The 18,439-nt window shown below is 68.4% G+C and carries 21 protein-coding genes; 6 read left to right on the top strand and 15 right to left on the bottom strand.

The features are described from left to right. The coding region (locus C6N31_RS40915; RefSeq protein ID WP_198359518.1) for a DUF2218 domain-containing protein at window positions 1-493 on the top strand (493 nt) is incomplete at its 5' end. Between the two features lie 80 nt (window positions 494-573). On the opposite strand, the gene C6N31_RS40910 is transcribed toward C6N31_RS40915, so the two are convergent. The 5 genes from C6N31_RS40910 to C6N31_RS40890 all read right to left on the bottom strand — a co-directional run bounded on the left by C6N31_RS40910 (window position 574) and on the right by C6N31_RS40890 (window position 5,849). Next, entirely contained in the window at window positions 574-1,038 is a 465-nt protein-coding gene (locus C6N31_RS40910) for a class F sortase (RefSeq protein ID WP_198359517.1), read from the bottom strand. 272 nt (window positions 1,039-1,310) lie between these two features. Further along, on the bottom strand, window positions 1,311-2,090 hold the full coding sequence (locus tag C6N31_RS40905; RefSeq protein ID WP_198359516.1) for a hypothetical protein: 780 nt from the start codon (window positions 2,088-2,090) through the stop codon (window positions 1,311-1,313). A gap of 542 nt (window positions 2,091-2,632) precedes the next feature. Next, window positions 2,633-4,918, bottom strand: coding sequence for a heavy metal translocating P-type ATPase (locus C6N31_RS40900; protein WP_198359515.1), 2,286 nt, complete (start codon window positions 4,916-4,918; stop codon window positions 2,633-2,635). 272 nt (window positions 4,919-5,190) lie between these two features. Then, window positions 5,191-5,457, bottom strand: a complete 267-nt coding sequence (locus tag C6N31_RS40895; RefSeq protein ID WP_198359514.1) for a heavy-metal-associated domain-containing protein — start codon at window positions 5,455-5,457, stop codon at window positions 5,191-5,193. A gap of 110 nt (window positions 5,458-5,567) precedes the next feature. Beyond that, window positions 5,568-5,849 carry a metal-sensitive transcriptional regulator gene (locus C6N31_RS40890; RefSeq protein WP_198359513.1) on the bottom strand — a complete coding sequence of 94 codons (282 nt, stop codon included), beginning with the start codon at window positions 5,847-5,849 and terminating at the stop codon, window positions 5,568-5,570. 100 nt (window positions 5,850-5,949) lie between these two features. Here C6N31_RS40890 and C6N31_RS40885 point away from each other — a divergent pair, with 100 nt between their 5' ends. Then, window positions 5,950-7,395: an MFS transporter gene (locus C6N31_RS40885; RefSeq protein ID WP_198359512.1), complete on the top strand. Its 1,446-nt coding sequence runs from the start codon at window positions 5,950-5,952 to the stop codon at window positions 7,393-7,395. A gap of 211 nt (window positions 7,396-7,606) precedes the next feature. On the opposite strand, the gene C6N31_RS44760 is transcribed toward C6N31_RS40885, so the two are convergent. From C6N31_RS44760 to C6N31_RS40835, 10 genes are all read right to left on the bottom strand, one after another. After that, complete coding sequence (locus C6N31_RS44760) at window positions 7,607-7,747, bottom strand: hypothetical protein (RefSeq protein ID WP_232486275.1); 141 nt, start codon at window positions 7,745-7,747, stop codon at window positions 7,607-7,609. 110 nt (window positions 7,748-7,857) lie between these two features. After that, window positions 7,858-8,721, bottom strand: coding sequence for a prolipoprotein diacylglyceryl transferase (gene lgt / locus C6N31_RS40875; protein ID WP_198359510.1), 864 nt, complete (start codon window positions 8,719-8,721; stop codon window positions 7,858-7,860). A gap of 82 nt (window positions 8,722-8,803) precedes the next feature. Continuing rightward, window positions 8,804-9,766: an apolipoprotein N-acyltransferase gene (gene lnt / locus C6N31_RS40870; protein WP_232486277.1), complete on the bottom strand. Its 963-nt coding sequence runs from the start codon at window positions 9,764-9,766 to the stop codon at window positions 8,804-8,806. Between the two features lie 17 nt (window positions 9,767-9,783). Further along, complete coding sequence (locus C6N31_RS46020) at window positions 9,784-10,080, bottom strand: IS3 family transposase (RefSeq protein ID WP_198359509.1); 297 nt, start codon at window positions 10,078-10,080, stop codon at window positions 9,784-9,786. Next, window positions 10,077-10,385, bottom strand: coding sequence for a transposase (locus tag C6N31_RS40860; protein ID WP_198359508.1), 309 nt, complete (start codon window positions 10,383-10,385; stop codon window positions 10,077-10,079). Before C6N31_RS40860 ends, C6N31_RS46020 begins: the two co-directional genes overlap by 4 nt. A 34-nt stretch (window positions 10,386-10,419) precedes the next feature. Beyond that, complete coding sequence (locus C6N31_RS40855; RefSeq protein WP_198359507.1) at window positions 10,420-10,908, bottom strand: hypothetical protein; 489 nt, start codon at window positions 10,906-10,908, stop codon at window positions 10,420-10,422. A gap of 310 nt (window positions 10,909-11,218) precedes the next feature. After that, a complete protein-coding gene (nicT, locus tag C6N31_RS40850) occupies window positions 11,219-12,322 on the bottom strand; it encodes a Nickel transporter NicT (protein WP_198359506.1) in 1,104 nt (367 codons plus the stop codon). A 326-nt stretch (window positions 12,323-12,648) separates the two neighbouring features. Further along, window positions 12,649-13,314, bottom strand: a complete 666-nt coding sequence (locus C6N31_RS40845; protein WP_198359505.1) for a class I SAM-dependent methyltransferase — start codon at window positions 13,312-13,314, stop codon at window positions 12,649-12,651. Between the two features lie 250 nt (window positions 13,315-13,564). Then, on the bottom strand, window positions 13,565-13,711 hold the full coding sequence (locus C6N31_RS46300; RefSeq protein ID WP_368860197.1) for a metal-sensitive transcriptional regulator: 147 nt from the start codon (window positions 13,709-13,711) through the stop codon (window positions 13,565-13,567). Window positions 13,712-13,827: 116 nt separating this feature from the next. After that, window positions 13,828-16,599 carry a heavy metal translocating P-type ATPase gene (locus C6N31_RS40835; protein ID WP_198359504.1) on the bottom strand — a complete coding sequence of 924 codons (2,772 nt, stop codon included), beginning with the start codon at window positions 16,597-16,599 and terminating at the stop codon, window positions 13,828-13,830. Between the two features lie 202 nt (window positions 16,600-16,801). Here C6N31_RS40835 and C6N31_RS40830 point away from each other — a divergent pair, with 202 nt between their 5' ends. From C6N31_RS40830 to C6N31_RS40815, 4 genes are all read left to right on the top strand, one after another. Next, on the top strand, window positions 16,802-17,068 hold the full coding sequence (locus C6N31_RS40830) for an SHOCT domain-containing protein (RefSeq protein ID WP_198359503.1): 267 nt from the start codon (window positions 16,802-16,804) through the stop codon (window positions 17,066-17,068). 26 nt (window positions 17,069-17,094) lie between these two features. After that, a complete protein-coding gene (locus tag C6N31_RS40825) occupies window positions 17,095-17,337 on the top strand; it encodes a DUF2933 domain-containing protein (RefSeq protein WP_198359502.1) in 243 nt (80 codons plus the stop codon). 345 nt (window positions 17,338-17,682) lie between these two features. Further along, complete coding sequence (locus tag C6N31_RS40820) at window positions 17,683-18,027, top strand: hypothetical protein (RefSeq protein ID WP_198359501.1); 345 nt, start codon at window positions 17,683-17,685, stop codon at window positions 18,025-18,027. 21 nt (window positions 18,028-18,048) lie between these two features. Then, on the top strand, window positions 18,049-18,439 hold a 391-nt coding region (locus C6N31_RS40815), incomplete at its 3' end, for a PspA/IM30 family protein (protein WP_198359500.1).

Raw genomic sequence — 18,439 nt, 5'->3', positions numbered from 1 at the left:
GTCGGAGACCCGCGGCGAGGTCGATTTCGGGTGGGCCCTGTGCAGCCTGCAGGCCACCTCCGCCACGCTCGTGATCCAGACACAGGCGCAGGACAGCGACTCGCTGCAACGGGCGATGGACGTCGTCACCGCGCACCTGGGTCGATACAGCCGCCGCCAGCCGCTCACCGTCAGCTGGCAACACAGCCGGCAGGCAGAAGACCAGCAGCACTCGGGCCAGGACCCAGCGAAGCCGAGCCCCCGCGCCGAATGGGAGTCGCACCGGAACTGGCGCGGACGACGACGCTGGGCAGCTGTAGCGGCAGTAGCCGTGGTCGCGGCCGGGGTGCACCTGGGTCTGTTCGGATGGCTGGTGGCATCGTCCCGGTGGCCCCTCGCGGCGGTGGGCGCCGTGGCCGCATTGGTGGTGATCAAGGTTGGGCTGCTGGCCGCATTGGCTGTTCGTCGGTACAAGGCGGCCGGTGGCGCTGCGCAGAAACGCCCGGTGGAGTGATCCCTGACGGGACCAGCCCCCGCGCCCTGGTGGGTCGTGCGTTCGGCGGGAGATGGAGGCCCATCATGGTCCTGCCCGTCCTACCTGACGGTGTCGGCGAGGGTGGCGAAGGCGACGATGTTGCCGAGGTAGGTGCGGGTTTTGGGATCCCAGTTGCCGCAGGTGATGAGGCGGAGTTGGGGCTGGTCGGCGGTGGTGGAGTAGACGTCCAGGGTGGGGAAATCGTCCTTGGGGAAGGCCCGCACCGAGTTGGTGATGAAGGCGGCGGCGGTGCCGTCGGTCCGGGTGACGGTGATGCGGGTGCCCGCTTTGAGGGCGCCGAGCCGGTAGAACACGGCGGGGCCGGTTTCCTTGGAGTCGACGTGGCCGAGGATGACGGAGGCGCCGAGCTGTCCGGGGGTGGGTGAGTTCTTGTACCAGCCGGCTTTCAGCGGCTTCCAGGGGACCTGGACAGTTCCGTCGGTGTTGCGGCCCAGGGCCAGCAGTGTGGTGTGGACGCCGATGGCGGGGATGTCCAAGGACACCGGCACGGATGCCGGGAGCACGTGGCCGGTTGACGGGCGCGGCGCCGGTTGGCCGGGCGGCTTGGGTGCGGTGGGGTGCGCAGCGGTGGCTGGTGCTGCCACGGCTGGGGGCTGGGGTGGCGGTGGCGACCCGCTGGAGACGCCAGTGAGGGCGACCGCTGCACCGGCTCCGGCCAGGGCCATTGCCGTGGCGAGTCCGATGATAGTGCGGCGGCGGGTGCCGCCCCCCGCCGGACGGGGGGCGGCGGCTTCGGGGTCCGGCTCGGGCCTGGTGCCGGGCCCGGTCCCGTCGGTCATCGCTGGGCTGCGGCGTTCCTGCGCCGCAGGATCAGGGTGCCGGCCAGTGCCGCGACCGCTGCGGCGCCCAGGCCGGTGGCGATCAGATCGGAGCTGTTGCCGCCGGCAGCGGCCTGGGTGGCTCCGTCACCGGTCCCCGCTCCCCCGGTGGGCATGGAGTTCAGGGCCCCGCAGATGGCGGGAGCGGTGGCTTCCTGGGGAAGCTTCGGGTCCAGTTCGCTGGCGCCCAGCACGCTGTCGTACTTGCCGTTGTGGTTGTAGTCGATGCCGTGCACGACGATCACCGCGTTGTTGGCCCGCACGGCGGCCGCCACATCCGGCGTCACGGTCATGGTGCGGGTGTAGTGGAAGGAGCCGGTGGACGGGAAGCGGTCGATGGCCAGCGCGCTGTTCGGGCTGGTGTCGCCCTTCGTGGTCAGGGACGTACCGATCGGCCCGTAGGCAGGCTGTCCGTCGGCCGTGCTGATGGCCTTGTGCCCGTTGTGGTCATGCGCCGCGTCGGCCTTCGGGCACTCGCCCGCGCCCTTGATGTGGATGTGCTGGGCGTGCGGGGAGGCGTCGAGCAGCTGGTTGGCAGTGACCGAGACGGTCGCCTGGTTGCCCGACAGGGTGACGGTGGCCATGCCGGATCCGTCGACCATGTTCGTGGCCACCGGGTCGAGGGTGGCCTGATAGTTCGCACCCCCGCTGGAGGACTGCGCCGATGCCACCGCCGGCAGCGCCAGCGGGATGGCGAACGCGGCTATACCCACCAGGGGGAGGAGAGTCTTGTTCATGGCTTGCTCCAAACGGAGCCCCGCGGCAGTCCGGTGCCGCATGGAATGCAGGGCTCCTGTGCCATAGGGAGGAATAGCGGCCGAAGAGGCTCTACCAAGGCCGCCGGGATCAACTCACACCCCTTATTCGGACCTGACACCAGAAGCGGATGGGTCCGAAGTTTACGAACGGGACGGCATGCCGGATTTTGTGGCAGCGGCGCACCAGGACAAGCAGCGCCCTGGCGGCAGTCCGGATCACGGCGGAGGGGGCCAGACGCCGCAGGCGGAGGTGGCCGGCATCGTTGTGCTTGACCGGTTCAGGAGCGGAGCAGGCCGGCGATGGCGGAGAGCTTCTGCGACTCTGGCATCGGCTTGCTGACAGCGCGCAGTGATGGCGTTGTCGACCAGCACTTGAGACGTTCGTCAAGGACGATCAGGGCCACGGATTGCAAGGCAGCGATCCAGTACAGATCCTGGTCGGCGCGTGCAGTAACGGGTTCGCACCCGGCGCCGCGGTTGCGGTGCTGGGTGCGACCGGCGCAGCGGTGCCCAATCGGCCCCTATGTCAGGGCGCGGAAGTTGCGCAGGCGCAGGCTGTTGGTGATGACGAAGACGGAGGAGAAGGCCATGGCGGCTCCTGCCAGCATGGGGTTGAGGAGGCCGGCTGCGGCCAGGGGTAGGGCGGCGACGTTGTAGGCGAAGGCCCAGAACAGGTTGCCCTTGATGGTGGCCAGGGTTCGGCGGGCCAGGCGGATGGCGTCGGCTGCGGCGCGCAGGTCGCCGCGGACCAGGGTGAGATCGCTGGCTTCGATGGCGACGTCGGTGCCGGTGCCCATGGCCAGCCCCAGGTCGGCCTGGGCCAGGGCAGCGGCGTCGTTGACGCCGTCGCCGACCATCGCGACAACCTTGCCCTCGCCCTGGAGGCGGGTGATGACGTCGACCTTGTCCTTGGGCATGACCTCGGAGAATACCTGGCTGGGGTCGATGCCGACCTCAGCGGCGACCGATGCGGCGACGGTGGCGTTGTCGCCGGTGAGCAGGACGGGGGTCAGGCCCAGCTCGCGAAACTGCCGGATGGCCTGCGCGGAGGTGGCTTTGACAGCGTCGGCGATGACCAGTACCGCCCGGGCCTTTCCGTCCCAGGCAACCGCGACGGCCGTGCGGCCCTGTGCTTCGGCTGCGCTTTTTGCCTCCTGCAGTGCGGCGGGCAGCTCCATCGCCCACTCGCGCAGCAACTGGGTGCGGCCGACCAGCACCGCGTGGCCGTCGACGATGCCCTGGACTCCGAGTCCCTCGACATTGGCGAAGCCCTCGACGTGGGGCAGGACGCCGGTGCGCTCGGCGGCGGCTTTGGCGATGGCCTGGGCGATCGGGTGCTCCGAAGCATGCTCCAGAGCGCCAGCCAGGCGCAGGGCCTGGTTCTCGTCCTGGCCGTCGAGGGCGTGCATGTGCAGAAGGGTCATCTGCCCGGTGGTGACAGTGCCGGTCTTGTCCAGCACGATCGTGTCGACCTTGCGAGTGGATTCGAGGACTTCGGGTCCCTTGATGAGGATGCCCAGTTGCGCGCCGCGCCCGGTGCCGACCATGAGCGCTGTCGGGGTGGCCAGCCCCAGCGCGCACGGGCAGGCGATGATCAGGACGGCTACGGCGGCGGTGAAGGCGGCGGCGACGCCTTCACCGGTGCCCCACCAAAAGCCGAGGGTGGCGATGGCGAGGGCGATCACGATGGGTACGAAGATGCCGGAGATACGGTCGGCCAGGCGCTGGACCTCGGCTTTGCCGGTTTGGGCGTCTTCGACCAGGCGGGCCATCTGGGCGAGCTGGGTGTCGGCGCCGATGCGGGTTGCGCGTACGACGAGGCGGCCGCCGACGTTGATGGTCGCGCCGACGACGCTGTCGCCGGGGCGGACGTCGACGGGCACGGATTCACCGGTCAGCAGGGAGGTGTCCACCGCAGAGGTGCCGTCCTCGATCTCGCCGTCCGTGGCGATCTTCTCGCCGGGCCGGACGACGAACCGGTCCGCGACGGCGAGCTGTTCCACGGGGATGCGCTCTTCCCTGCCCTCACGCAACACGGCGACATCGCGGGCGCCGAGGTGGAGCAACGCGCGCAGGGCCGCGCCGGAGCGGCGCTTGGAGCGGGCTTCAAAGTAGCGGCCGGCCAAGATGAACGTGGTCACCCCTGCAGCGGCTTCGAGGTAGATGTTTTCCGCCCCGTCGGTCCGGCTGATGCCGAAGCTGAACGCGTGGGTCATCCCCGCCATGCCGGCGGTGCCCCACAGCAGCGCGTACAGGGACCAGCCCAAGGCGGCGAGGGTACCCATGGAAACGAGGGTGTCCATGGTCGAGGTGCCGTGCCGCAGGTTGGTGAAGGCCGCCTTGTGAAAGGGCCACGCCCCGTACGCGACAACCGGCCAGGCCAGGGCCAGGGAGATCCACTGCCAGTTGGCGAACTGCCAGGCCGGGACCATCGCCATCGCGATGACGGGGACAGACAGCACGGCCGAGATCAGCAACCGGTCCCTCAGCGCCCTGATCCGCCCGCCGTCCTCGTCGTCCGGCTCGGGTGATTGTGCCCGCCCCGGATCGGGTGGCGGAGCGGGCAGCTCGGCGGTGTACCCGGCGGCTTCGACCTGGGCGACGAGGTCCTGGGGCGCGACAGCGATGCCGTCACCGAAGCTGATCTTGGCCTTCTCGGTGGCGTAGTTGACGGTCGCGGTCACCCCGTCCAGCTTGTTCAGCCGCTTCTCGATGCGCATGGCACACGAGGCGCACGTCATCCCACCGATCACCAGCTCAACGCTGGCCGCCTGGCGTGCCGGGAGGGTATCGACGCTCGTAGCCATCACAGTGCTCCTTGATCGTCATGTGTGAGCGGCCAGGCCGGGGCACGCCCGGTAAGCCCGCGGAAAGGCAATGTCAGATAGGTCGTCGGCTGCTTGCTGGGGGCGGGTAATGGTTGCGGCTGACACACCGGCGAGGAGAATGGACCTTCGGGAAGGCTCGGACCCTGCGGACCGTGCTCGCGGCTCTGTCTTCTTCCGCTGTCCGTCCGCTGCGCTGCGGGCGACTTTGTGGTGACGGGACGGGCGGCCGGAGCGGTCGCCCGTCCCGTGTGTCAGTGACAGGTGCCGCAGCAGCTGCCGGAGCGCTCCTTCGGCGCGGAAGTGACCGTGTAGCCGGCCTCCTCCACCGCTGCGGCGACGGCAGTGTCATCGAGCGGCCCGTCGGCGCCCACTGTCACCTGCCCGGTTGCCAGATCGACGTCGACGCTCCGGACACCGGGCACCTTGGTGACCTCGTCGGTGACGGAGGAGACGCAATGCCCGCAGGTCATGCCGGTGACGGTATAGGTGGCCGTGACGGTAGACGTGGTCGCACTCATGGGAACCTCCGAATTGTCGGTGCGGCCGACGGCTCGGCGCCGTCGGCCAGGACTCCAACATACCCCTGGGGGGTATTAAGTCAAGGCGTCTCCCCTTCTGCGGGCGGCCGCTAGGAGCGCACCAGGCGGGCTATGGCCGCGGCGGCTTCCTCAACTTTCGCCTCGGCCTCCTCGCCGCTGCGGCTCGCCGCCTCGACCAGGCAGTGCCCCATGTGATCGGTCAGCAGACCCAGGGCGACCGCCTGCAGTGCCTTGCTGGTGGCGGCAACTTGGGTGAGGACGTCGATGCAGTACACGTCCTCGTCGACCATGCGCTGCAACCCGCGGACCTGGCCTTCGATGCGGCGCAAGCGGGCAAGGTAGGCGTCCTTGTCCTTGACGTATCCGTTCATGGCGGGAGCTTCCTTCTGCACGCGGACTAGTCGGGAATACCCCCAGGGGGTATGTTGTTCTCATCCAAAGATACCCCCCTCCGGTATAGGAGCATCTGCCATGTCCACCCCACCCGCCGCTCATCCGCGCCGCTGGACGGCGCTCGCGTTGATCGCCCTGGCCCAGTTCATGGTGATCATGGATACGTCGATCATCGGCGTAGCCATCCCTGAAATGCGGGGTGACCTGGGCTTCTCCCAGGAGAACCTGTCGTGGGTATTCAATGCCTACGTCGTGGCGTTCGGCGGCCTGCTGCTGCTCGGCGGCCGCCTGTCCGACTCGTTCGGCGCCAAGAGGCTCTTCACCGTCGGATGGATCGTCCTTGCCATCGGGTCCCTGATCGCCGGAATCGCAGGCGAGGTCTGGGTCGAGTTGGCCGGACGCGCTCTGCAGGGGATCGGCGCCGCGTTGATCGCACCGTCCGCCCTCACCCTGCTGATGATGCTGTTCGGCTCCCGCCCTGCGGAACTCGCCAAAGCCTTCGCCCTCTACGGCGCAGCCGCCCCGGCGGGTGGCACCGCCGGAGTCTTCCTCGGTGGGGTCATCACCCAGTACGCCAGCTGGCCCTGGGTGTTCTACATCAACATCCCCATCGCTCTGATCGTCCTGGCGATCACCCCGGGCGTCATGCCTGCGGCTCCTGCTCGTCGCGGCTCGGTCGACCTCGCGGGTGCCGTCACGGTCACGGCCGGCCTGGCCACCGCTGTCTACGCCATCGTCCGCGCCCCTGAGACCGGCTGGGGATCTGCCCGGACCTGGTTGGTCCTGCTGGCGGGGGTGGCACTGATCGCCGCGTTCATCGCCATTCAGTCCAAGCGGAAGGAGCCGCTGATGCGCCTGGCCATCTGGCGTGCCCCCAACCTGGCCGGCGCCAACGTCGCACAACTCCTGATGGCCGCCGCCTGGATCCCCATGTGGTTCTTCCTCAACCTCTACCTGCAGCAGGTCCTCGGGCTGGGCGCATTTGCCTCCGGCTCCGCGCTGCTGCCCATGACCGTCGCCATCATGATCATGATGATCGTCCTCGCGCCGCGACTGATCGCCCGCTTCGGCCCGAAGCCGCTGATCGTCGCCGGGCTGTTCACGCTGGCCGCGGGCATGGTCTGGCTGTCCTTCGCCCGCGCGGACGGCAACTTCTGGGTCGACGTCCTGCCCGCATCCCTGCTCGCGGCCGTCGGTATGTCACTGGCATTCATCCCCTCCCTGGGGACCGCCCTGTCCAGCGCCCGCCCGGAAGAAGGAGGTCTGGCCGCAGGCATTGTCAACACCAGCTACCAGGTCGGCTCCGCACTCGGCCTCGCCGCCATGACCGCGCTGGCCGCCGCCCACGGCGCCCGGCAACTCGACAACCCCACCGCCCTGACCAACGGATTCTCCGCCGCATTCCTCGGGGCAGCGGCCCTCGCCGCCGCAGGCGCACTCGCCTCCCTGCTCACCCTGCGCAACGCACCCACGGCGAGCGCGTCGCAGGCCCGCGAAGAGGCCGAGACGGCGGCCGCAGCCTGACCGCCGCCCCCGGACTGCGACTGCTCCTCATGCCGCCGGACGCGGACCGACTGTCCCCGTCCGGCGGCCCAAGCAAGCGCACCGCCGTCACGAGACCGCACCGCGAACTCCCCCACGCCAGGTCCAGCGCTGAGGCACGTGGGTAGCTGGGCCACCGGCAGAGGGCATGTCGCCGACCCTCGCGCACGGGCGGGCGGGGCGGTGCCGTCCGTCACTTCGCGTCCATCACCCCAGCCGCCCACAGCCCGATGACGGCCGCAACGATGCCCCCCGCGAGATAGAAGGCCGAGTGGCCTCCGGGGAGGGCCTCCAGGCTGCTGAACTCCTCGATCCAATTCACAACCAGGATCACGACGCTAAGGACGAACAGCGTCCACCCCAAGATCCGGGACGGTAGGGGGCGAGTGTGCACCCTACCGATTTTGATCTTGGTGCTCCTCGTGCGGGCCACTTGTCTGTCGTTCATGCGCGCGTCTTCTCCTCGGCGGGGGCTGCTGTCCGGGCGTCGACGTCTGCCACATCCTCTTGGCCCGGACGCAGCCGGGACGAGATCGCGAGGTAGGCGACAGCGCCGGCGAATACGACGATCGAAGTCCAGTCGTTCAGGCGCAGGCCGAGGAAGTAGTGGGCTTCATCGATCCGCAGGTACTCGATCCAAAACCGGCCGACGGTGTACGCGGCGGCGTACAGGGCGAAGGTCCTGCCATGGCCGAGACGGAAGCGGCGGCCGGCCCAGATGACCAGGAGGGCCACACCGAGGTCCCAGAAGAATTCGTAGAGGAACGTGGGGTGGTAGGTCGCTACGTCCAGGCTTCCGCGCATCCGGTGCAGCGGATTGATCTCCAGACCCCACGGCAGGGTAGTGGGCTTTCCGTACAGTTCCTGGTTGAACCAGTTGCCCCAGCGGCCCAGCGCCTGGGCGACGGCGAGTCCCGGAGCGACCGCGTCGGCGTACGCGGGAAAGGGCACGCCGTGCCTGCGGCAGGCGATCCAGGCCCCCACGCCGCCGAGCATCACGGCCCCCCAGATTCCAAGACCCCCTTGCCAGATGTACAGCGCCCGGATCGGGTCCCCTCCCCGGCCGAAGTAGGCGTCGGGGCTGGTGATCACGTGATAGAGACGCCCGCCGACCAGCCCGAAGGGCACGGCCCAGATCGTGATGTCGCCGATCGTGTGCCGACTGCCGCCGCGCGCCACCCAGCGACGGGAGCTGATCCACAGCGCGACCGCCACGCCGATGATGATGCAGAAGGCGTAGGCCCTCAAGGGGAAGGGGCCCAGGTGGATCACGCCGGTCGGTGGGCTGGGCAGGTAAGCGAGCTTCATGCCCCGAGTGTAAACGTATCAGCTAAGGAGATTAGTAAATGGTTGGCCATGGTCGATCAGGGCGGCACGGTTCGGACGGCAGTCAGCCAGCGCCAAGGCGCGCCAAAGGAGCATCTCGCACGGAGGGCGTGGTGGCGCCGCGATGCCGGCGCCCCGGGCGGCGGACGAGCCCAGCCAGTGCGAGGGCGGCGAGCAGAGCCTCGGGCCACGGGCCCAAACGTTCCGCGAGCGTGTGGCCATCGGCCAGTGGGACCCGCTCCACCAGGTAAGCACTTCGCCAGGTATCTGCGCGGTCGATGACCCTCCCGTCCGGCGCGACAATGGCGCTGACGCCGCTGGTGGATGCCAGCGCGACGCTCCGCCCGAACTCGATGGCCCTGATCCGGGCCATCGCGAGCTGCTGCTCGGACTGACCTGCCTGCAGACCGCGCTCATACGTCGCGTTGTTTGTCTGCACGACAAGGAGGTTCGCGCCGGAGCGCACGGCGTCGCGGACGAGCCCGTCATAGGCGACCTCGTAACAGATGACGTCCCCCAGGCGGATTGCCCCGGTCGTCAGCGGTGCCTGCGAGGTGCCAGGTGCGAAATCGCGGGGGATCAACTGCAGGGAGCCGAGGCCGCCGAGCAGTCTCCGAGCGGGAATGTACTCGCCGAAGGGGACCAGTTGTCTCTTGGCATACGAGATGACAGGGCCCTGGCCGGGTATCCACAGCTGACCGGCGTTGTAGGACTTGCCATCCGGGCCGTCCAGGATCGCCCCGATGAGGAGCGGGCCATCGAGGACCCGAACGGAGTCGGTGACCAGCGCCCACAGTGCGAGATCGTGTGTCGGATCACTGTCCAGCGAGTTCTCGGGCCACAGCGTGATGTCGGGTCGCTCGACTTCTCCCCGGCGCACCGCCGCTGCCAACAGCGTTGTCTCCGAGGCGTGGTTCTGCGCCACTCCGCGCACGCGCGCCTGCTCGGCCAGGGTGCGTTCACGTGGCACATTCCCCTGGACCACCGCCACCACGGCGCTGTTCCCAGCACCGCTCTGGCCGGGCAGGGCGAGGGGTACGGCGGCTATCGCGATGACGACGCAACAGGCTGCTGCCAGCGCCGCAGCCGTTCGACGCGCTTGCGGCCGACGCGGGTGCCTTCGCGTTGGAGGACGGCGTGCACGCGCGGTGAGCCGTAGATCCCGCCGGACTCGTCGTGGACCTTGCGGATCCGGTCCGTCAGTTCAGCGTCCCGGCGGCGCCGCTCGCACGGCTCCTTCTCGGCCTGGCGCCACCGGTAGTAGGTGGAGGAAGGGATGCGGAGTTCCCGGAGTACGGGCTCGACCCCCAGGTGCGGGTGCTCGTCGAGGAGTCCTGTCACCTGGGCCGGGTCGGGTCGAGCTGGGCCGCGAAAAAAGCCGAGGCTGTCCTCAGGACCTCGTTCGCCCGCTTGAGCTGGACGTTCTCCTTCCGCAGAGCGGTCAGTTCCTCGCGCTCAGCGGTCGTCAGCAGGTCTCCCCGTTCGCCGGTGTCGGCCTCAGCCTGACGGATCCAGTTCCGCAGAGCCTCGTGGTGCACCCCGAGCTCCTCAGCCATACGGCGGATCACGGGCTTCGGCTCGGCGGTCCGGTACATCCGGACCGCACGCTCACGCAACTCCAGCGGGTATTTCCTCGGTGCAGGCATCGTCTGGATTCCTCTCATGAAACCCATCTGACCGTCAGTCACCACTTCCCGCATCCCGGGGAAACCTCAAAGGCAGGGCGCACGCGCTCGCGGTGCGGATGCGCCGCACGAGCGCGTGGCCCAAGAGCGCCAGCGAAGCCACGGCCAGTACCGGCTGGACAGGTGCGAAGTACGACAGTGCCCCGCTCACACCGAGAGCCAGGACGACGAGTTTGTTGCAGATGGGGCAGCCCACAGCAAAGGCCGATAGCGCGCCCGCCCCCAGCGCTCGGGCAGTTCGCGGGGGTGGAGGAGCAGCGGACGCCTCAGCCTCGGCCGGCTCGCCCACCCGAACGTACGTCGCTACCAGTAGCCCCTCCAGCATGGAACTCAGCAGCCACGCGGGGTAGTTCCACCACAGGACCGGAGTCATACGCGTGTAGAGAGACGTGTGAATGATGCCGGTCGGCACGCCGATGACGATCGCCGCGACAGCGGCAACCACGGTGGCGACGGCCCAGCGGCGCACAGGCCAGGTGCGCATGCGTGACTCCTCAAGGCGATGACCGCCGACCGGTACCAGATCTGCCGGGGAGCGGATGCGCGCCGGCCGACGGCGGATCCTCATCGTATTCTACGAATCGACTTAGTAGCAACCGCCACCATCCGTCCCCTCTCAGCGGCGGCGCGAGGCCCCCTTGCGTCCCTGGGCGAGTTGCCTCACGCAGGGGTCACGGAGGCGGCATGGAGCCCGCCCTCGACGACGTGCAGGAACGACTTGAACAAGCAGGAAGCAGTTGCCGCGCGTCAACAAGGGTCCGACCAACTTCTCCGCGCCCGCCAGCCCCAAGGAACTACGTCAGTTGGCTGATGGCCGATGTATCGGAGCCTGCGGCTTGCGGGGTGGTGCGCAGGTCCGCTGTCCATTTCTCTTCGATGCGGCCGAACTTCCACACGGCCATGGCGATGATCCAGGTGGCGAAGAACAGGCCGACGATGATGAACCCGATGATGTTCAGATCCAGGGCGCCGACCCAGTCCCAGAACCCGCCGTGCAGATCGAGTTGATCCGCGAAGAGTCCAAGGAGTTCGACGGTGCCGATGATGAGGGCGACAGCGACGGACAGCCCGGTGATGGTGAGGTTGTAGTAGACCTTGCGAACCGGCTTGGAGAACGCCCACCCGTAGGCGAAGTTCATGAATGATCCGTCGATGGTGTCCAACAGGGACATGCCCGCGGCGAACAGAACCGGCAGGCAGAGGATCGCGTACCAGGGCAGGCCGGACGCAGCGCCAGAGCCGGCCAAGACCATCAAGGCGATCTCGGTGGCCGTGTCGAAGCCCAAACCGAACAGCAGGCCGAGGGGATACATCTGCCATGGCTTGGTGATCGACTTCATCACCCGGCCCAGCAGCCGGTTCATGAAGCCGCGCTTGTTCAACTGCTCCTGCAGCGCGGCCTCGTCGAAGTGGCCAGTCCGCATCTTGCGGAAGACCTTCAAGATCCCCGCCAGCAGGACGAGGTTGATGGCCGCGATGATGTAGAGGAAGGCGCCGGAGACGGTGGTGCCGATCAGGCTGGTGAGGTGGTGCAGTTTCGAGTTGTCGTCCTGGACCGGGCCGGCGAGGGCTTTGACGCCCAGGGAGAGCAGGAATGCCAGGGCGAAAACGATGCTGGAGTGGCCGAGGGAGAACCAGAAGCCGACCGACAGCGGCCACTGGCCCTCGCTCATCAGTTTGCGGGTGGTGTTGTCGATGGCCGCGATGTGGTCGGCGTCGAAGGCGTGCCGCATGCCCAGTGTGTAGGCGGTCACGCCCATGCCGAGGCCGAACGCCTTGGCGCCCACGGTGTAATGCTCCGGCGCGACGATCACCACCAGGGTGAACCAGCCGATCACGTGCAGCGCCAGGATGAACGCGGCCATACCACCCAGGCGCATCCACTCCTGCCGTGTCATCGACCTTCGAAAACGTTGCCACCGCGAACCAGAAGGGCTGGCTGTCGCGTAGGGGGAGATCGGGGCCATGACAGGGCTGCTCTCTTCCAGTCGTGTGCGCTGCCCCAACATAGAAGCATGCTATTCTCACCTGCAACAAATTTGCAGTAAAGCTCCCTGGCGCCCTGTGCGCCGCGTCAGCGATGGGCGTGCCAGGCCGTCCCGGCGCGACTCGGGCGAGCGGGCTCACGCCCGTCCTGAGTCCGCTCCATCGGCCCGGAACGCCCGGCACCGCAGTTGAGGTGGCGTTTCTACCGCGACATCCGACGTACCCGGGAGCCCCGGCGCTATCCGAGGGCCCTCGGCGATCTCGCGACCCCAATGATCGACGGTGATGCCGGGTTAGCCCTGCCGTTGATGTGGAAGTCGAAGCGGCGTACCTCGGCGATGATGAACCCCGCGTCGGCGATGGCTCGTTCCGTGTCCCGTGTGAGATTGCAGCCGCCGCCCACCAGCCGCCATAACGGGTTCCATACCCGCTGCAGCCGGAATGAGCGGGGGCGCTGCGACCTGATGTGCTCGTAGAAGCGCAGCTCGCCGGTCGGCCTGAGCACGCGAGCGGCCTCGGCGAGAGCGCGGGGAACATCCGCGATCGTGCACAGTACAAGTGAGAACACGACCGCGTCGACACTGTCGTCAGCCGCTGGCAGCTCCTCGGCCCGGCCCGCGCGCACTTCCACCGGCACAGGGGCTTTCGCAGCGGCCGACTCCGCCATTGCGCGCAACCGGGCCTCTGGCTCGACTGCGATGACCCGGTCCACACCTGGCGGATAGTGCCGGAAGTTCGATCCCATGCCCGCCCCGACCTCCATCACATGGCCTCGTACGTCCGCCAGTAGTTCCTTGCGATGCTCGACCGAACCGTGCGCCTCCGCGAAGGCGTTGATCCGCGGATAGATGCGTGCGAACAGCGGGTGTGACACGTCGTTGCCCAAAGTCTTCTCCTGGATCATTGACGGACCCTGGCCTAGCCTCGGCAGCCGAGGAAAGACCTTCCGGTGTGCCCGGCCGCGACCGAGCCTGGACCCCCCGCGTTGGAGGGGCCGCGAGCGTCGGGTTACCTCTGGTTCATTGCCTGCGGATGACACCTCTTCACGCCTTGGGCCCCCGCTTGGTTGGCGATCTGCGCTTCGCCGTCCGGACTCGCCCCCTCGTAGCCGGAACGTGCGGCGCAGGGCGATCGTGAGTTCGGCGTACTGTGTCTCACCTGCGGTCGGGTCGGTGCGGACGGCTTCGGAGACGCAGTGCCGCATGTGGTCGTCGAGCACCCCCAGGTGCGACCTGCCGCAGGGTGTGGGTGGCGGTGATGATCTGGTTGAGGACCTCGATGCAGTAGCGGTCGTCGCCGATCGTGCGGGTCAGCCCGCATACCTGTCCCTCTTACTTTTTGCAGCCGGGCGTGGTCGTCGGACCTGTGATCGACGCAGCCACGGGTGGGAGCAGGGGGCTGTCACTGGGAGCGGCGGTCACTGGGGCCTTTCTCCTTCCCGGCTTCCACCAGCTGCCGGGATGCGGTAGCGGTCCGGGGCGGTGTCGTAGGCGGCTGCGCATCGGGTGGAGCAGAAGTAGAGGATGCCGGAGGCAGTGTCGCGCCGTTCGTCGGCTGTCGCCGGGTCCAGGCGCATGCCGCACACCGGGTCCACGACCTCGGTGTGGTCTCCGTGCTCGCGATCGTCTGCTTCTGCGGGCTTGGGTTCGGCCCGGTCGGCGGCGGATTCGACCTGAGGCTTGACCGAGGCCGGTGTGACCGCCGACAGAGGGATGGTGTGCCAGCGGCGCAGGCGGCCGGAGTTGGTGACTACGGACAGGGAGGACAGCGCCATTGCGGCCGCGGCGACGATGGGGCTGAGACGGATACCCCACAGCGGGTAGAACGCGCCGGCGGCGAGGGGCAGGCCGATGGCGTTGTAGATGAGGGCGAAAAAGAGGTTCTGCCGGATGTTGCGCATGGTGGCGCGCGATAGGCGGATGGCGGTGACGACGCCGGTCAGTGAGCCAGAGATGAGGGTGATGTCGGCGGCCTCGATGGCCACGTCCGTGCCGGTGCCGATGGCGAGGCCGACGTCGGCAGCGGCCAAAGCTGGGGCGTCGTTGATGCCGTCGCCGACCATGCCCACCGTGCGGCCTTCGGCCTGCAGGCGGCGGATCTCGTCCGCTTTGTGCTCGGGCAGTACCTCGGCCAGGACGCGGTCCACGCCGACCTGCGCGGCGATGGCGGCGGCGGTGCGGGCGTTGTCCCCGGTGAGCATGACCACGTCGATGCCGAGTTGGTGCAGGGCTGCGATGGCCTGGGCGGAGTCATCCTTGACGGTGTCGGCGACGGCCAGCACCCCGGCTGCCCGGCCGTCGATGGCGGCGAGGACAGGAGTCTTGCCCTGGGTGGACAGATCCGCCGCGACCGGGGTGAGGGCGCTGGTGTCGATGCCGACATCGGAGAGCAGGCGGGCGGTGCCTACCAGGACGGCATGGCCGTCCACGCCGGCCTGCACACCCTTGCCGGTGATGGAGTCGAAACCGGACGATGGCAGCAGGCTCAGCCCCCGGTCCCGGGCACCGGTGACGATCGCGGCCGCGAGGGGATGCTCGCTGTCGGCTTCGGCTGCCGCGACCAGCGCAAGCAACCTGGCCTCGTCGAACCCGTTGGCCGTGTGAATATCGGTCAGGACGGGCTTGCCCGCGGTCACGGTGCCGGTCTTGTCCAGGACGACGGTGTCGAGTTTGTGGGCGGTCTCCAGGGCCTCGGCCGAGCGGATGAGGATGCCCGCCTGGGCGCCCTTGCCGGTGCCGACCATGATGGACAGCGGGGTGGCCAGCCCCAGTGCGCAGGGGCAGGCGATGATCAGCACGGCGACTGCGGAGACCAGCGCGAGGGTGAGCGCGGGGGCGGGACCGACGACGTACCAAAGCGCGAAGGCGGCGAGGGCAATGGCGATGACGGCGGGTACGAAGTAGGCGGAGACGGCGTCGGCGAGCCGCTGGATCGGCGCCTTGGACGCCTGGGCCTGCTGCACGAGACGGATGATCTGGGCGAGCATCGTGTCCGCGCCGACCTTGCTCGCGCGTACCCGCAAGGACCCGGTGGTGTTCATGGTCGAGCCGATGACTGTGTCCCCCGCCCGCTTGGTGACCGGCATGGGTTCGCCAGTGACCATGGACTCGTCCACCGCCGAGGAACCGGACAGCACGTCGGAGTCGACCGGGATCTTCTCGCCGGGCCGGATCACGATCTCGTCGCCCACGAGCACGTCCTCGACAAGGACTTCGGCCTCGGTTCCGTCGCGGATCACCCGGGCGGTGCGGGCCCGCAGGCCCAGCAGCGCGCGGATGGCCTCGCCGGTGCCGGCCTTGGCGCGGGCTTCCAGTAGGCGCCCGAGCAGGATCAGAGTGAGAATCACCCCGACCGCCTCGAAGTACACCTCGCGCACGTCCTCGGGCAGTAGAGAGGGTGCGAGCGTGACGAGCAGACTGTAGCTGTACGCGGCCGAAGTACCCAGTGTGATGAGGGAGTTCATGTCCGCGCTGCGGTGGCGGAGGGTCAGCCAGCCGGTGGAGTGGATGGGCCACCCGGTGTAGAACATGACGGGTGTGATGAGCGCCAGTTGCAGCCAGTGGTTGAGCAGCCAGCCCGGCACCCAGTCGGCGCCGAAGAGTTCATGCGCCATCACGGCGAAGAGCACCGGCGCGGTGAGTACCGCGCCGATGGATACCCGGCGCGTCAGGTCAGTGATCTCCGCGTACCGTTCGGCGGCCTCGGCGGCCTCGGCCTCGGCGGCTGCCGCATCACTGCCCGGCGCCCCCGAAGTGGAGGCGGAAGGTACCTCGCCACCGTCCCTGGCGCTTTCCCCGCCATCTGGTTCGCCGCTATCCGGTTCGACGAGCAACGTGCCGTGGATCATGTTCATCCCGCACGCGAACGCGAAGGATCCGGCCTCGGCCGGATCGACACGCACGGTGGTACGCGCATACGCCGGCAGTCCGGCACTCACGCGCAGGTCAGGGAAGACCACCCGGTTGGTGCACTCCCCGGACTCCTGCCGGTCGAAGACCAGCTCCAGCGGGATCCCTTGCCGAACCCTGATGACATCGGGGCTGTAGCCGCCACGCACCGTCACCTCGACGTGCTGCACCCCGTCCTCCAGCCGCGCGGTGCGGGCCTTGCGAGGACCGAAGAAGAACCGCCCCATACCAGCAATCAACGCCACGGCCAGGGCCACTACTGCAATATCGACGACATTCATGGCAGATCGTCCCTCCTCCAGGATCGCACGCCCTCAGCGTCGCCCCGGTACCCCTGCCAGGTAAGAGCTGACCGGCCCCGTGCATGGGGCCGGATGGCCCTGTGTGCGACACCGGGCGAGGGCGACTGTGGAAGCAACAAAGAACGCCCACTGGACGGCGGGCCCCGGCCCGCAGCCCCTGAGCTCGGGAAAGTGAATCGCGATGATGTTCTGGCACGACCACGATGTCAGCGGCTGGGGCTGGCTCTCCATGTCAGCCGGCATGATCCTGTTCTGGGCCTTGATCATCACCGCCGTCCTCCTGTTCTTCCGGACCCGGAATCGCGACCCTGAGCAGCCTCACATCTCCGCTGGCCCCTCGCCCGAGCAGTTGCTCGCCGAGCGGTTCGCCCGCGGTGACATAGACGAGGACGAGTACCAGCGGCGCCTCGCCGCCTTGCGCTCCTCCGGCCCTCTGACCAAGCACTGATGCCCCTCCCAAGAGGAGATCTGGCCATGAAGAACAACAGGAATTACGGCCTCTACGCGATCGCGGTCGCGATCGCCGTGGTCGGCGCACTCGCGCTCGGCGTGCCGCTGGGCAACCTGGCCTTGCCCCTCATTCTGCTCGCCTGCCCGGTGATGATGTTCTTCATGATGCGTGGCATGAACAGCGGCGATGACATACAGAGGCATGGGCGTGGTCCCGACGACACACCCAAGGACCGCGACCTACGCGACCACAAGCCCTCCCGATGAACCACACGGCGATGGCAGGAGACCTGTTATGGATGTGCTGGCGCCGATGTCGATGGGCATGCTGATCATGGCGGCACCGGTTTAGGACACAGGTCGGCTGATGCGAGAGCCGCTGCCCTCCCTTGGCTCGGCTCCGGGGTTATCGCGCCACTACCCCACTCTGATCATGTTCGCGGTCCTGGTGTACGTGTACGCCCGCCTCAGCCGAAGCGAGGAGCGCGAGCGAGGCCGCCGCCCTTCGGCGACCGCATGCCCGGCTTCTCTGGCCCCGACGCCTTCGCCGGTCCGCGCGACGGTGCCGGCGCCGCGTTCGAGCCCCGGTCCCCGGCACGGAGGTGACTTAACATGGAAGTGCTCGCCTGGACCCTGATCACCCTTGGCGCCTTGACCACCGCCGTCTGCGCCGTCCATCTCACCCGGAGCCGCCGGCGCGACGCGTCGGGGCTGGCCCGCTCGATCCATCACACCGCCGCCGTCCTTCTCGCGGCCGGTCTGCTGCCTGCTCCGGCGCTCATTGCCGGCGAGCCGGCCGCCGCAGCCTGGGGCCTGTGGGGCGCTGTGACCATCGCTGCTGCCTTGGTCTACTGCGCCGCCGACACCTTGCGCGACATCCCGGACCGCACGCGGCGTCCCGAGCCCCGAGCGGGACCGGACCGGCCACCGGTCCGCGAAACAGCACAAGCCGACTGAGCTGAAAGGACGGCGGTCGCCATGGCCGGCATCACTCACCGCATCGCCACACTGTTCCAAATCAAAGCGAAAAAGGCGCTGGACAAGGCCGAGGACCCGCGCGAGGTCCTGGACTACTCCTACGAACAGCAGCTCCAGATGCTGCAGAAGGTGCGCCGCGGCGTGGCCGATGTGGCGACCAGCCGCAAGCGTGTCGAGCTGCAGGTGAACCAGTTGCAGCAGTCCATGGGAAAGCTGCAGGGCCAGGCGGAGCAGGCACTTGCCGTGGGGCGGGAGGACCTGGCCCGTGAGGTACTCACCCGCCGCACGGCCGTGGCCTCACAGATCATCGACATGCAGACCCAGCAGGCGTCGCTGAAGGACCAGGAGGAGAAGCTCACCCTGGCCACGCAGCGCCTGCAGGCGAAGGTCG

Source organism: Streptomyces fildesensis, from assembly GCF_016107395.1.
Taxonomy (GTDB): Bacteria; Actinomycetota; Actinomycetes; order Streptomycetales; family Streptomycetaceae; genus Actinacidiphila; species Actinacidiphila fildesensis.
This window is presented reverse-complemented; position numbering and strand designations above follow the sequence as displayed.